Genomic DNA, 12,222 nt, shown 5'->3' on the forward strand with positions numbered 1-12,222 from the left:
GCCACTCCCTCCCGCCCGTCCTCCGGGCGGGAGGGGGACGCCGGAGGGCGGCACCCGCGATCGGGTGCCGCCCTCCGGCGCATGTGTGTCCTGCTCGCCGCGTCCGTCAGTAGGCGCTGTTGACGTTGTCGATCGAGCCGTAGCGGTCGGCCGCGTAGTTGCAGGCGGCGACGATGTTGGCGACCGGGTCGTACTGGTCCTTGGCGGTGCCGGGGACGTGGTACGCGTCGAAGGTCGGCTTGATGACCTGCAGCAGACCCTTCGACGGGACGCCGTTGACGGCGTTGATGTCCCAGTTGTTGATCGCACGCGGGTTGCCGCTGGACTCGCGCATCACGTTCTTGTGGATGCCGTGGTAGGTGCCCGGGATGTTGTGCTTCTTCATGATGTCCAGGGCCTCGCGGATCCAGCCGTCCAGGTTGTTCGCGTAGACGGGCTTGCGGTCGGCGGCGCGGCTGGCGGCCTGCTCGACGGCGCGCTTCTTGGCGGCGGCCTTGGCGGCGGCGACGGCCTTCGCCTTCGCCTCGGCGGCGGCCCGGGCCTTGGCGGCGGCGGCCTTGGCGTTCGCGGCGGCCTGGGTCTTCGCCTGGGCGGCGGCCTTGGCCTGGGCGGCGGTGAAGGCGTTCTGCTCGGCGATGCTGGTCTGCAGCGCGGTGGCCTTCGCGGTGTCGACGGTCGTCGACCAGGCGACCTCGGAGGCCGGCGCGGCCTGCGTCTCGGTTCCGGCGACGGCGTTGCCCGGGACGAGCGAGAACGCGAGGGCGGAGGCGCCAACGGCGGCCACACCGGCAATCGAGAACTTGTGGGTCTTGGACATACGGCGGAAACCGGGGGTGCGGGACGCGGACATGCGAGACGTACCTCTTCGAATAGCGGGGGTCGCTTCGGCCGGGGCGGCGCAGCGCCTGCTCGGCGGCGACGGACGCAATTCTTAGCGGCCGCAAAATGCTGTGGCAAAGGTGTGACATACGATCCGGGGTAGTGGACCTGGAACCCCCAAAATCGGACAAGTCGCTCAGCTTGGCCTGCTCACATGTCCTTTATGTATCCACTAGCGCGCTTCGTAAGTGATGTGCGTCCTATGTGCGGGCTCACATCTCACCACCGTCAGGCTCACGATCCGTTGCTCCAGCAATGCGCTCCGTGAGTGTCTGGTCCGGAAGGATGAGGTGGACGTCGCCGAACTCGTGCCAGAGGTAGAGACGTCGTACCGCCTCCGTGTAACTCCTGGTCAGTGCCTCACGCCCGGCGATCGCCGTGAGCATCAGCAGATGCGAGGCCGCCGGCTCGTGCAGGCCCGTCAGCAGGCCCTCCACCGCGCGCACCCCCCGCGCGGGTGTGACGACGAGATCCGTCCAGCCCGCCGCGGGACGCACCGTCCCGTCCGGCCCCGTCGCCGACTCCAGCGCCCGCACCGCCGTCGTCCCGACCGCCACGATCCGCCCGCCGCCACCGGCCCGTCGGCGCGCACGGGCCGCGTTCACCAGCCACGCCGTGTCCGCCGGCACCTCGAACCGCTCCGGGTACGGCGGCTCGTGCGCCTCCGACGAGGCCACCCCCGTGTGCAGCGTGACCGGGGCGAAGAGCACCCCGCGCCGCACCAGCTCCGCCACCAGCGGCTCCGTGAAGGGCCGCGCCGCGCTCGGCATCTCCGCCGAGCCCGCCCCGTCCGGCGCGGGCAGTGCGAACACCGTCTGATACGCGGACAGCGGCTGGTCCCGCTCGGTGTACCCGTACCGGATCGGCCTGCCGTACCGCGCCATCAGCCCCGGTACGTCCACCGACGCGGCGGCCCACCACAGCCGGGGCGAGCCCTCCACCAGCGGCTCCTGCGGCACGAGCACTCCGCCTCCGGGGAGCCGTATCCGCGCGCCCGCGGGTCCTCCCGCCCGCGGCAGTGAGCTGCCCGCCCCGTCCGGCGACCGCAGTTCCACCGCCCACAGCCCCCCGCTCGCGGACGCCGTCCCGCAGCGCCCCCGGTCCGCGCGTGTGGAGAAGTGGACGACCAGCCGCTCCCCGCCCAGCCGAGCGTTCACCGCCGCCGGCAGGGTCGCGGAGGTGTTCACCACCAGGACGTCCCCGGCGCGCAGCAGCCCCGGCAGCTCGCGGAACGCGTGGTGAGCCACGGCCGTACCCCGCGACACCATCAGCCGTACGTCGTCCCTCCCGTCCCCGCGCTCCTCCGCCGGGACCCGGGCCGACAGCCCGTCCGGCACCCGCAGGGCCTCCAGCACGCTCATCGGCCGGCCACCAGCGCCGGCGCGGTGTAGCGCCCGCTCGCCGGCCGCTCGTCCAGCAGCCGCAGGAACCCAGGCACCACCTCGCCGGGCGTCGGCCTCGGGTCGTCGTCGTCCGGCACCGCCGCCGCGTACAGGTCCGTGCGCATGTCGCCGGGGTCGACCGCCCACACCCGCAGCTCCGGCTCCTCGACCGCCAGCACCGCCACCAGCCGGTCGAGGGCCGCCTTCGACGCCCCGTAACCGCCCCACGTCCCGTACGCCCCGGTCGCCGCGTCCGACGACACCGCGACCACCGCGCCCGGCTCCCCGGCCCGCAGCAGCGGCAGCGCCTCCTGCACCAGCCCCAGCGCCGCCACCACATTGGTCTCCAGCGCCGCCCGCAACCCCTCCACCGGCAGCTCCTCCAGCCGCACCAGCGGCTCCGAGCCCAGCGCGCTGGCGTTGCTCACCAGCAGATCGAGGGAACCGCCCAGCGCACGGGCCGCGGCCACCAGCTCGGCGCGGTGCCGGGCGTCCGTGACGTCCCCGGGCAGAGACCTCACCCTCGTCCCGTACCGGCGCAGCTCCTCCGCCGACGCCTCCAGAACCGGCGCCGTCCGCGCGTCCAGCACCAGATCCCAGCCGCGCCGCGCGAGCGCGGCCCCCAGCGCGTACCCGAGCCCCTTCGAGGCCCCCGTGATGATCGCGACAGGCATGACGTCCATCCCCTCTTACTGTGCGATGCCGTTCCGGACGTGGTTCAGGCTGTCTCCACGCCGGGGCCCGCCGCCTCGTCCCCGCGCCCGTACCGGGCAGGGCACTTCGACCTAGGCCCCGGGACCGGGTCCGCGGCCGTCCACAGGCCGATACGCACCGTCACGGCACCCCGGTACGGTGATCCCATGAGCCATCGACCGAGCTCCGGCCTGGCCGCCGTCAGCACCGCCCTGCTCGCCATGAGCAGGCATCTCGAGGTCCGCGACGTCCTCAAGACGATCGTGGCCTCGGCCCGCGAGCTGCTCGACGCGGAGTACGCGGCGCTCGGCGTGCCCGACGACCACGGGGGCTTCGCCCAGTTCGTCGTCGACGGCGTCAGCGACGAGCAGTGGCGGGCGATCGGACCACTCCCGCGCCAGCACGGCGTCCTCGCCGCGATGCTGAGGGACGCGAGGACCGAGCGGCTCGCGGACGTGCGGAAGGACCCTCGCTTCGAGGGCTGGCCCTCCGCCCACCCGGACATGGCCGACTTCCTGGGCCTGCCCATCAAGGACGGCGACGAGACGCTCGGCGCGCTGTTCCTCGCCAACAAGCGGTGCCCCAAGCCCGCCGGGGGCTGCGGATTCACGGAGGCGGACGAGGAACTGCTGTCGATCCTCGCCCAGCACGCCGCCATCGCCCTCACCAACGCCCGGCTGTACGAGCGCAGCCGCGAACTCACCATCGCCGAGGAGCGCTCCCGCCTCGCGCAGGAACTCCACGACGCCGTCAGCCAGAAGCTGTTCTCCCTCCGGCTGACCGCGCAGGCCGCGGCCCGCCTGGTGGACCGCGACCCGGCACGGGCCAAGGGCGAGCTGCAGCAGGTGGCCGCGCTCGCGGCAGAGGCCGCGGACGAACTCCGCGCGGCGGTCGTCGAACTGCGCCCCGCGGCCCTGGACGAGGACGGCCTGGTCGACACGCTCCGCACCCAGATCCAGGTCCTCGACCGCGCCCACACCGCACACGTCACCTTCGACAGCTGCGGGGTCCGCGCCTTGCCGGCCGCCCAGGAGGAGGCCCTGCTGAGGGTCGCCCAGGAGGCCCTCCACAACGCGCTGCGGCACTCCGGCGCACCCCGGGTCGCGGTGAGCCTCGCCCGGCGCGGCCAGGGCGCGGTCCTCAGCGTCACCGACGACGGCAGGGGCTTCGAGCCCGAGGCGGTCCGCAGGGCCGGCCGTCACCTCGGCCTGGTTTCCATGCGCGACCGGGCGAGCGGGGTCGGCGGGACACTCACGGTGGAATCGGCGCCCGGCAAGGGCACCACGGTCGAGATGGAGGTTCCCGGTGGCTGAGAGGGGAAGCGGGCGCGCGGAGCGCCCCGCCGGCGGGGCGCCGGGGGACGGGCGGGCGATCCGTGTGCTGCTCGTGGACGACCACCAGGTGGTCCGCCGCGGTCTGCGCACGTTCCTCGAGGTGCAGGACGACATCGAGGTCGTGGGCGAGGCGGGCGACGGCGACGAGGGGGTCGCCCGCGCCGGGGAACTGCGGCCCGACGTCGTGCTGATGGACGTACGGATGCCCGGCACCGACGGCATCGAGGCGCTGCGCGAGCTGCGCGCGCTCGACAACACCGCGAAGGTCCTGATCGTCACGAGCTTCACCGAGCGGCGCACGGTCGTCCCCGCACTGCGCGCCGGTGCCTCCGGCTACGTCTACAAGGACGTCGATCCCGACGCGCTGGCCGCGGCGATCCGCTCGGTGCACGCGGGCCATGTACTGCTGCAGCCGGAGGTGGCGGGAGCGCTCCTCGCCCAGGACGAGCCGGGCGGCGGGCAGGGGAGGGGCACATCGCTGACCGAGCGGGAGCGGGAGGTGCTGGGGCTGATCGCCGACGGCCGCTCCAACCGGGAGATCGCCCGGGCGCTGGTCCTCTCGGAGAAGACCGTGAAGACCCATGTGTCGAACATCCTGATGAAGCTCGACCTCTCGGACCGCACCCAGGCGGCGCTCTGGGCCGTGCGACACGGGCTTCCCGGCTGACCTCCGGGCAGATCGGAACGTTTCGGCAGGTCATCCGGACAGGGAAGCGGACTGGTTCCCTCCGGTATGAGGTTCATACCGTCGTGTGTATGTCGCCCACACGGCGTATCCCTCGCGCGTCCCGGGCGTTCTCCAGGGTGAGCCGCGGCGGTCCCGCCGCGGTGACGCCTAGGAGGATCCAGAAGTGAAGAACCTGAAGAAGGCCCTCGCCGTCTCCATGGTCGCCGGCGGAATCGTCGCCGCTGGCGCCGGTGTCGCGTCCGCCACCAGCGCGCACGCGGACGGCCACGCCACGCACTCCCCGGGCGTCGGCTCCGGCAACCTGATTCAGGCGCCGGTCCACGTCCCGGTCAACGCCGTCGGCAACACGGTCAATGTCATCGGCGCCCTGAACCCGGCCTTCGGCAACGCGGGCATCAACGGCTGACGAGCCGCACGGCCCGCGGCCCGGCAGCTGCCATCGGACCCCGGTCCCGTCCCGGGGTCCGCTGGCGTGCCCGGTGGCGTCGCGCCCCCACAGAGCCGGGCGTCGGCGGGGGAGTACGGCGACGGCGGGTGCGGTCCGTGCCGGCGTGGCGGGTGAGGTCCGGGGCGCTGCCGCTGTCCGACGGACATCGGCGGGGCCGTACGGCGGCGGCCCCCTGCCGGGGCGGCGCGTCCGGTGCTCGCGCCCGATCGGGACGGTGGACCCGCGGTCGTGATGTCGGGCGCGTGGGGTGGGACGCCCGCCCCGCCCGCCGTACACCGCGTCACGCGCCGGATCCGTGCGGGCGACCCGCGCCGGGAGCGACACCCCCCGCGCTCTCGTCAGAGACCCGCGCGGCGCTCCTGGTCCTCCACGTACGCGTTGTACGCCGCCACCTGCGCGCGCCGCGCCACGCGCTCCACCGGTCGCAGCGCCGCCCCGCGGGCCGCCATCTCCGACGCGCTCATCGCCCCGCCGTGCCCGTTCTCGTACGCCAGCGACAGCAGGAGCCCGATCCGCCGTGCCAGTTCCAGGACGCGCACCGCCCGGGCCGGATACCCCGGCGCCAGCACCTCGCGGGCCGCCCTCGCCTCGGCCCGCGCCCGGTAGGCGTCCAGCGCGGCCTCGGCCGCCGGCCCGGAGGCCGCCACGTCCAGCCGCGACAGCACCTCCGTCGCCTCCCGAAGCCCCTCCGCGAGTTCCCGTTCCGCCTCGCCGAGGGAGGGGACGTCGGCGGGCGGGGCCTCCCGCACCGGCAGACAGCGCCAGACCACCTCGATGTGCACATCGCCGTCCGGCCCCGCCTCGTGCACCTCGGGCACCAGGCCGTAGGCGGCACCGTGGCAGAGCACCGCCTCCTCCGCCTCCAGCGCCCGCGCGTTGAACTCCGGCGGTCCACTCAGGCCCAGCGGATGCCCCGGCGCGGGCAGGGCCACCCGGAACCCCCGAGCCCCGGCCGTGCGCAGCCGTCCCAGCCCCAGGGTGAGGCCGACCGGTCCGTCCTCGCCGGGGAGTCCTTCCACACGGTGCACCGCGTCGTCCCCGACAATCGCGGTCACTGCGTCATCGGGTGATACAAATCCGGCCAGAAGAGCATTTCCCCAAGCGGCCAGGCGTCCTGAGCGTGGTTCCGAGAGCATGGACCCAGCCTAGGTACCGGACCCGGGGCGGGAGCACAGGGCGGGTGGCGTAGGTTTACCCGGGGAGCCGCGTCCACAGGCGCGCAGGGCCCGAGACTCGACGACTGCATGGGGAGACAACGCGCTCATGAGCGATGTACTGGAGCTGGTGGACGTATCCGTGGTCCGCGACGGACGTGCTCTGGTGGACGACGTCTCCTGGTCGGTCAAGGAGGGCGAGCGCTGGGTGATCCTCGGCCCGAACGGTGCCGGCAAGACCACCCTCCTCAACATCGCCTCCAGCTATCTGTTCCCCACCACCGGCACGGCCACCGTCCTCGGCGACCGGCTCGGCGGGGTCGACGTCTTCGAGCTCCGCCCCCGCATCGGCATGGCCGGCATCGCCATGGCCGAGAAGCTGCCCAAGCGCCAGACGGTCCTGCAGACCGTGCTCACCGCCGCGTACGGCATGACCGCCACCTGGCACGAGGACTACGACGCCGTCGACGAGCAGCGCGCCCGCGCCTTCCTCGACCGCCTCGGCATGTCCGAGTACCTGGAGCGCAAGTTCGGCACCCTCTCCGAGGGCGAGCGCAAGCGCACCCTCATCGCCCGCGCGATGATGACCGACCCCGAACTGCTCCTCCTCGACGAGCCCGCCGCCGGCCTCGACCTCGGCGGCCGCGAGGACCTGGTGCGCCGCCTCGGCCGGCTCGCCCGCGACCCGTACGCACCCTCCATGATCATGGTGACCCACCATGTCGAGGAGATCGCGCCCGGCTTCACCCACGTCCTGATGATCCGTCAGGGCAAGGTGCTCGCCGCGGGCCCGATGGAGACCGAGCTCACCTCCCGCAACCTCTCCCTCTGCTTCGGTCTCCCGCTCGTCGTCGAGCGCAACGGCGAGCGCTGGACGGCCCAGGGCCTGCCGCTCGCCTGACCGCCGCCGCTTCCCGGTCGCGCCCTGTCGGGGCGGCGTTCGCCGCCCTACCATGCCCCTGTGGACATCGACGCATGGGTGTGGTGGCTCGTCGCAGCGGTCGGCCTGGGAATCCCCCTCGTGATCACCGCCATGCCCGAACTCGGCATGCTCTCCGTCGGCGCGGTCGCCGGAGCCGTCACCGCGGGCCTCGGATTCGGGGTGGTCGCGCAAGTGGTGGTGTTCGCCGCCGTATCGGTCGCGCTCATCGCCGTCGTACGCCCCATCGCGGCGCGTCAGGGCGCCCAGCGACCCCAACTCGCCACCGGAATCGACGCCCTGAGGGGCCGTCAGGCCGTCGTGCTGGAACGGGTCGACGGTGACGGCGGCCGCATCAAGCTCGCCGGCGAGATCTGGTCGGCCCGGGCCCTCGACGCCTCCCGGGTCTTCGAACCGGGGGAGCAGGTGGACGTGGCCGAGATCGACGGTGCGACGGCCGTGGTGATGTGACATACGGGTGACGGTTCGTCATGATCATGTGACGGAACCTCACCCACGACCGGCCGCGGTCTGGGAAACTCGATCATCAGAGACTCATCCGGCAGCGAAGGACACGGGAAGCACGATGCCATCGATCATCATCGTTCTGGTCATTCTGGTGGTGCTGGTCTTCATCGCCCTGATCAAGACGATCCAGGTCATCCCGCAGGCAAGTGCCGCCATCGTCGAGCGGTTCGGCCGCTACACGCGCACGCTCAACGCCGGGCTGAACATCGTCGTCCCGTTCATCGACTCGATCCGCAACCGGATCGACCTCCGTGAACAGGTCGTCCCGTTCCCGCCCCAGCCGGTGATCACCCAGGACAACCTGGTCGTCAACATCGACACCGTCATCTACTACCAGGTGACCGACGCCCGCGCCGCGACCTACGAAGTGGCCAGCTACATCCAGGCGATCGAGCAGCTCACCGTCACCACCCTGCGCAACATCATCGGCGGCATGGACCTCGAGCGCACCCTCACCTCCCGCGAGGAGATCAACGCCGCCCTCCGCGGCGTCCTCGACGAGGCCACCGGCAAATGGGGCATCCGCGTCAACCGCGTCGAGCTCAAGGCCATCGAGCCCCCGACCTCCATCCAGGACTCGATGGAGAAGCAGATGCGCGCCGACCGTGACAAGCGCGCCGCGATCCTCACCGCCGAGGGCATCCGCCAGTCCCAGATCCTCACCGCCGAGGGAGAGAAGCAGTCCGCCATCCTCCGCGCCGAGGGCGAGGCCAAGGCCGCGGCTCTGCGGGCCGAGGGCGAGGCCCAGGCGATCCGCACGGTCTTCGAGTCCATCCACGCCGGCGACCCCGACCAGAAGCTGCTCTCGTACCAGTACCTCCAGATGCTCCCGAAGATCGCCGAGGGCGACGCCAACAAGCTCTGGATCGTGCCCAGCGAGATCGGCGACGCGCTCAAGGGCCTCTCCGGCGCCATCGGCAGCTTCGGGGGACCCCTGTCCGGCAACGGCGGGAACAACGCGGGGAACTCCGGGATCCCTCACCAGAGCGGCGGCACGGAACGACGCGAGCAGCCCCCGATCGACTGACACCACCACCCGGTCGTGCATGATCGGTGCGGCCCCTCGACCTCGACGGCGGGGAGGCAGCGCACTGATCATGTGAGGAGATGGCCTTGTCCGTCTGGGAAGTGGTCGCGGTCTTCGTGGCCGGCACGGCAGCGGGCACGATCAACACGATCGTCGGCTCGGGAACCCTCATCACCTTCCCGGTCCTGCTGGCCACCGGACTCCCGCCCGTCACCGCGACCGTCTCGAACGCCCTCGGTCTGATACCGGGGTCCATCAGCGGAGCCATCGGCTACCGCGCCGAACTCACCGGCCAGAAGCGCCGCATCGCCCGTCTCGGCCTCGCCGCCCTCACCGGCGGCCTCTCCGGCGCGATGCTCCTGCTCCTGCTGCCGCCGAGGGCCTTCGAGACCATCGTCCCGGTCCTCGTGGCGCTCGCCCTCGTCCTCGTCGTCCTCCAGCCCAGGATCTCCGCCGCGGTCCAGCGCCGCCGCGAACGCCGCGGCACCGGCGCACCGCACCCCGACGGAGGACCGCTCCTCTTCACCGCCCTGATGCTCGCCAGCGTCTACGGCGGTTACTTCACCGCGGCCCAGGGGATCATCTACCTCTCCGTCATGGGCATGCTGCTCGACGACAGCCTGCAGCGGCTCAACGCCGCGAAGAACGTGCTCGCGGCGATCGTCAACACCGTGGCCGCGCTGTTCTTCCTCTTCGTCGCCCACTTCGACTGGACCGCCGTCCTGCTCATCGCGGTCGGCTCCGCCATCGGCGGCCAGATCGGCGCCAGGATCGGCCGCAGGCTCTCACCCGTGGTGCTGCGGACCTTCATCGTGCTCGTGGGGTCGGCCGCCATCGTCCAGCTCGTCCTGCGGTGACGGTTCCTCCCGCGCCGACGGCACACGGAGAAGCCCGCCCACGAGGGAGCGGGCCTCCACGCACATCCACCACTCACCCGGCACCGCGGGACGGGGTGCCGGCGCTCGCCGGTTCAGGCCGCCGAACGCACCGCGGGCTGCTCACCCGCGTACCCGCCGCCGTGCCGCCCGAGCCACTCCGGCAGCGACGACCGCTCACCCGCCCGCAGCGCGAGCAGCATCGCGTCCGCCGGGGTCGGCACGAACGGCTCGTGCAGCAGCGGCATCCCGGCCTGCTCCGGAGTACGGTCCGCCTTGCGGTGATTGTCCTCCGCGCACGACGCGACCGTGTTCAGCCAGCTGTCCGCACCACCCTGCGACCGCGGCACCACGTGGTCCACGGTCGTCGCCCGTCTCCCGCAGTAGGCGCACCGGTGCTGGTCCCGCACCAGCACACCCCGTCTCGACCACGGCGCCTGTCTTCGGAACGGCACCCGTACGTATCTGCAGAGCCTGATCACCCGCGGCACCGGTAGTTCCACCGCGGCCGCACGCACACGGAGCGCGGGGTGGGCCTGCTCGACCACGGCCTTGTCCTGCAGCACCAGCACCACCGCACGGTTGAGCGTCACCGTCGAAAGCGGCTCGAAGCTCGCATTCAGTACCAGCGTGTCGCGCATTGTGCCCCCACCTCCCGTGTGCCGGCCCGGCCCTAGTGGCGGGCTCTGGGCTGGGATCAACTCTGGCCGGGCACGCCGCGATGGACAACGCAATATCCGCGCAAACGAAAGATGCCCGCTCCTGATCTCTCCAAGACCAGGAGCGGGCAAACAACAGGCGAACGCTGGTGGGGCTAGCCGCGGTTCTCGTACTCGCCGATCAGCTGAGCCCGCGCCAGCGTGTGGAACCGCAGATTGAAGCCCACGACGGCGGGAGACACATCGTCACCCGGGCCCAGCTTCTCGGAGTCCACCGCGTACACGGTGAACACATAGCGGTGCGGACCGTCACCGGGCGGCGGCGCGGCGCCGCCGAAGTCCTTCGTCCCGTAGTCGTTGCGGACGTGCAGGGCGCCCTCGGGCAGACCCTCGAACTTCCCGCCGCCCGCACCGGTCGGCAGCTCGGTCACCGACGCCGGGATGTCGAACAGCACCCAGTGCCAGAACCCGCTGCCCGTCGGGGCGTCGGGATCGAAGCACGTCACGGCGAAGCTCTTCGTCCCCGCGGGGAAGCCCTCCCACCGCAGCTGCGGGGACGTGTTGCCCGCCGAGTGGACCTGGGCGTCACGCAGGACGCCGCCGTCCTCGACGTCGGTACTCGTCACGGTGAACGACGGCACCTGCGGGTGGAAGTCATGAGGCAGCGGAGCCCTCTTCGCCTCGGACACGTCTGAACCTCCGTAATCGGCAGTGCTGCGCCTACATTCGCGCGTTTACGGCACCGAGCCTAGAGCCCTACAGCCAGTTACGACGGCCGCCGACCTCAGCGAGCCACTGGTTGAGGTATGCGGCGTAGTCCGTCCGCTGGAAGTCGTGCAGGTCCACCGTGAACGCCCGGTACGAGTCACTGCCCTCGCTGAACAGCCCCGGCTTCTTGTCCATCTCCAGGACCACGTCCATCTCGCGGTCGTCGGCGACGAACGTGACCTCGACCTGGTTCAGCCCCCGGTACTGCTGCGGCGCGAAGAACTCGATCTCCTGGTAGAAGGGCAGCCGCTGGCGCGTGCCGCGGATGTGCCCGCGCTCCATGTCCGCGCTCTTGAAACGGAAGCCCAGCTGGATGAACGCGTCCAGGACCGCCTGCTGCGCCGGCAGCGGGTGCACGTTGATCGGGTCCAGATCGCCCGAGTCCACGGCGCGGGCGATCTCCAGCTCCGTCGTCACACCGATGTCCATGCCGCGCAGCCGCTGTCCGGCGATCGTCGTGACCGGGGTCTCCCAGGGGATCTCCAGCCCGAACGGCACCACGTGCACCGCACCGGCCTGTACCTCGAAGGCGCCCCCGAGCCGCTGCTTGACGAACTCGACGTCCTGCTTGACCTCCTGGTCGCCGCCCTCGACCTCGACCCGCGCCTGCAACCCGACGGACAGCCCCTCGATCTGCTGGTTGACCGAACCGCCCTGGATGCGCACCTCGCCCTGGACGACTCCGCCCGGCACGACGTTGTCCTCGGTGAGCACCGTCTCGACCGACGCCCCGCCGGCCCCCAGGCTCGCGAGCAGCTTCTTGAAGCCCATGTTCCATCCCTCCTGTGTACTGACCTCTACATACGCGCGACGACGGTAGCCGGTTCCCCCGACGGGACGAGTACCCTCGTACGGCATGATCGAGAGC

General features: G+C 71.8%; 14 protein-coding genes and 1 pseudogene (1 of these 15 cut by a window edge). 8 read left to right on the forward strand and 7 right to left on the reverse strand.

Going from position 1 to position 12,222, the window contains the following annotated elements:
* Window positions 1–106 precede the first annotated feature (106 nt).
* The 3 genes from O7595_RS26705 to O7595_RS26715 all read right to left on the reverse strand — a co-directional run bounded on the left by O7595_RS26705 (window position 107) and on the right by O7595_RS26715 (window position 2,935).
* Window positions 107–850 (reverse strand): transglycosylase SLT domain-containing protein, encoded by a 744-nt coding sequence (locus O7595_RS26705; protein ID WP_269731154.1) that lies wholly within the window; start codon window positions 848–850, stop codon window positions 107–109.
* 241 nt (window positions 851–1,091) lie between these two features.
* Complete coding sequence (locus O7595_RS26710) at window positions 1,092–2,240, reverse strand: S-adenosylmethionine:tRNA ribosyltransferase-isomerase (protein ID WP_269731155.1); 1,149 nt, start codon at window positions 2,238–2,240, stop codon at window positions 1,092–1,094.
* On the reverse strand, window positions 2,237–2,935 hold the full coding sequence (locus tag O7595_RS26715) for an SDR family NAD(P)-dependent oxidoreductase (protein WP_269732633.1): 699 nt from the start codon (window positions 2,933–2,935) through the stop codon (window positions 2,237–2,239). Before O7595_RS26715 ends, O7595_RS26710 begins: the two co-directional genes overlap by 4 nt.
* 186 nt (window positions 2,936–3,121) lie before the next feature.
* Between O7595_RS26715 and O7595_RS26720 the strand changes: the two genes are divergently transcribed.
* The 3 genes from O7595_RS26720 (at window position 3,122) to O7595_RS26730 (ending at window position 5,382) form a co-directional block, all read left to right on the forward strand.
* The gene (locus O7595_RS26720; protein WP_269731156.1) at window positions 3,122–4,267 is read left to right on the forward strand and encodes a GAF domain-containing sensor histidine kinase; all 1,146 of its coding nucleotides are present in this window, start codon (window positions 3,122–3,124) and stop codon (window positions 4,265–4,267) included.
* Complete coding sequence (locus tag O7595_RS26725; RefSeq protein ID WP_443071734.1) at window positions 4,260–4,955, forward strand: response regulator; 696 nt, start codon at window positions 4,260–4,262, stop codon at window positions 4,953–4,955. Before O7595_RS26720 ends, O7595_RS26725 begins: the two co-directional genes overlap by 8 nt.
* Before the next feature lie 184 nt (window positions 4,956–5,139).
* Window positions 5,140–5,382, forward strand: a complete 243-nt coding sequence (locus tag O7595_RS26730) for a chaplin (RefSeq protein ID WP_269731157.1) — start codon at window positions 5,140–5,142, stop codon at window positions 5,380–5,382.
* A gap of 380 nt (window positions 5,383–5,762) precedes the next feature.
* Here O7595_RS26730 and O7595_RS26735 read toward each other — a convergent pair whose 3' ends face one another.
* The gene (locus O7595_RS26735; RefSeq protein ID WP_269731158.1) at window positions 5,763–6,560 is read right to left on the reverse strand and encodes a hypothetical protein; all 798 of its coding nucleotides are present in this window, start codon (window positions 6,558–6,560) and stop codon (window positions 5,763–5,765) included.
* A 127-nt stretch (window positions 6,561–6,687) separates the two neighbouring features.
* Here O7595_RS26735 and O7595_RS26740 point away from each other — a divergent pair, with 127 nt between their 5' ends.
* From O7595_RS26740 to O7595_RS26755, 4 genes are all read left to right on the forward strand, one after another.
* Entirely contained in the window at window positions 6,688–7,479 is a 792-nt protein-coding gene (locus tag O7595_RS26740) for an ABC transporter ATP-binding protein (protein ID WP_269731159.1), read from the forward strand.
* A 60-nt stretch (window positions 7,480–7,539) separates the two neighbouring features.
* Complete coding sequence (locus tag O7595_RS26745) at window positions 7,540–7,968, forward strand: NfeD family protein (RefSeq protein WP_269731160.1); 429 nt, start codon at window positions 7,540–7,542, stop codon at window positions 7,966–7,968.
* Window positions 7,969–8,083: 115 nt separating this feature from the next.
* Window positions 8,084–9,052: an SPFH domain-containing protein gene (locus O7595_RS26750; RefSeq protein WP_269731161.1), complete on the forward strand. Its 969-nt coding sequence runs from the start codon at window positions 8,084–8,086 to the stop codon at window positions 9,050–9,052.
* An 80-nt stretch (window positions 9,053–9,132) separates the two neighbouring features.
* Window positions 9,133–9,909 (forward strand): sulfite exporter TauE/SafE family protein, encoded by a 777-nt coding sequence (locus tag O7595_RS26755; RefSeq protein WP_443071735.1) that lies wholly within the window; start codon window positions 9,133–9,135, stop codon window positions 9,907–9,909.
* 113 nt (window positions 9,910–10,022) lie between these two features.
* Here the strand turns inward: O7595_RS26755 and O7595_RS26760 are convergent, their stop codons facing one another.
* The 3 genes from O7595_RS26760 to O7595_RS26770 all read right to left on the reverse strand — a co-directional run bounded on the left by O7595_RS26760 (window position 10,023) and on the right by O7595_RS26770 (window position 12,125).
* Window positions 10,023–10,568, reverse strand: coding sequence for an HNH endonuclease (locus tag O7595_RS26760; RefSeq protein WP_269731163.1), 546 nt, complete (start codon window positions 10,566–10,568; stop codon window positions 10,023–10,025).
* Between the two features lie 173 nt (window positions 10,569–10,741).
* Window positions 10,742–11,275: a YbhB/YbcL family Raf kinase inhibitor-like protein gene (locus O7595_RS26765; RefSeq protein WP_269731164.1), complete on the reverse strand. Its 534-nt coding sequence runs from the start codon at window positions 11,273–11,275 to the stop codon at window positions 10,742–10,744.
* Between the two features lie 67 nt (window positions 11,276–11,342).
* A complete protein-coding gene (locus O7595_RS26770) occupies window positions 11,343–12,125 on the reverse strand; it encodes a sporulation protein (protein WP_269731165.1) in 783 nt (260 codons plus the stop codon).
* A gap of 85 nt (window positions 12,126–12,210) precedes the next feature.
* Between O7595_RS26770 and O7595_RS26775 the strand changes: the two are divergent.
* Window positions 12,211–12,222: pseudogene (locus O7595_RS26775) on the forward strand (DNA-3-methyladenine glycosylase) (its annotated part continues 234 nt past the right edge of the window); the annotation flags it as partial.

Origin of the sequence: Streptomyces sp. WMMC940 (assembly GCF_027460265.1) — a bacterium.
GTDB lineage: Bacteria > Actinomycetota > Actinomycetes > Streptomycetales > Streptomycetaceae > Streptomyces.

Excerpts from the sequence above, each read along its gene's own strand:
- O7595_RS26715 (WP_269732633.1), bottom strand. The coding sequence starts at position 2,935 with ATGCCTGTCGCGATCATCACGGGGGCCTCGAAGGGGCTCGGGTACGCG.
- O7595_RS26740 (WP_269731159.1), top strand. The coding sequence starts at position 6,688 with ATGAGCGATGTACTGGAGCTGGTGGACGTATCCGTGGTCCGCGACGGA.
- O7595_RS26755 (WP_443071735.1), top strand. The coding sequence starts at position 9,133 with ATGGCCTTGTCCGTCTGGGAAGTGGTCGCGGTCTTCGTGGCCGGCACG.
- O7595_RS26710 (WP_269731155.1), bottom strand. The coding sequence starts at position 2,240 with ATGAGCGTGCTGGAGGCCCTGCGGGTGCCGGACGGGCTGTCGGCCCGG.
- O7595_RS26760 (WP_269731163.1), bottom strand. The coding sequence starts at position 10,568 with ATGCGCGACACGCTGGTACTGAATGCGAGCTTCGAGCCGCTTTCGACG.
- O7595_RS26750 (WP_269731161.1), top strand. The coding sequence starts at position 8,084 with ATGCCATCGATCATCATCGTTCTGGTCATTCTGGTGGTGCTGGTCTTC.
- O7595_RS26705 (WP_269731154.1), bottom strand. The coding sequence starts at position 850 with ATGTCCGCGTCCCGCACCCCCGGTTTCCGCCGTATGTCCAAGACCCAC.
- O7595_RS26720 (WP_269731156.1), top strand. The coding sequence starts at position 3,122 with ATGAGCCATCGACCGAGCTCCGGCCTGGCCGCCGTCAGCACCGCCCTG.
- O7595_RS26770 (WP_269731165.1), bottom strand. The coding sequence starts at position 12,125 with ATGGGCTTCAAGAAGCTGCTCGCGAGCCTGGGGGCCGGCGGGGCGTCG.
- O7595_RS26735 (WP_269731158.1), bottom strand. The coding sequence starts at position 6,560 with ATGCTCTCGGAACCACGCTCAGGACGCCTGGCCGCTTGGGGAAATGCT.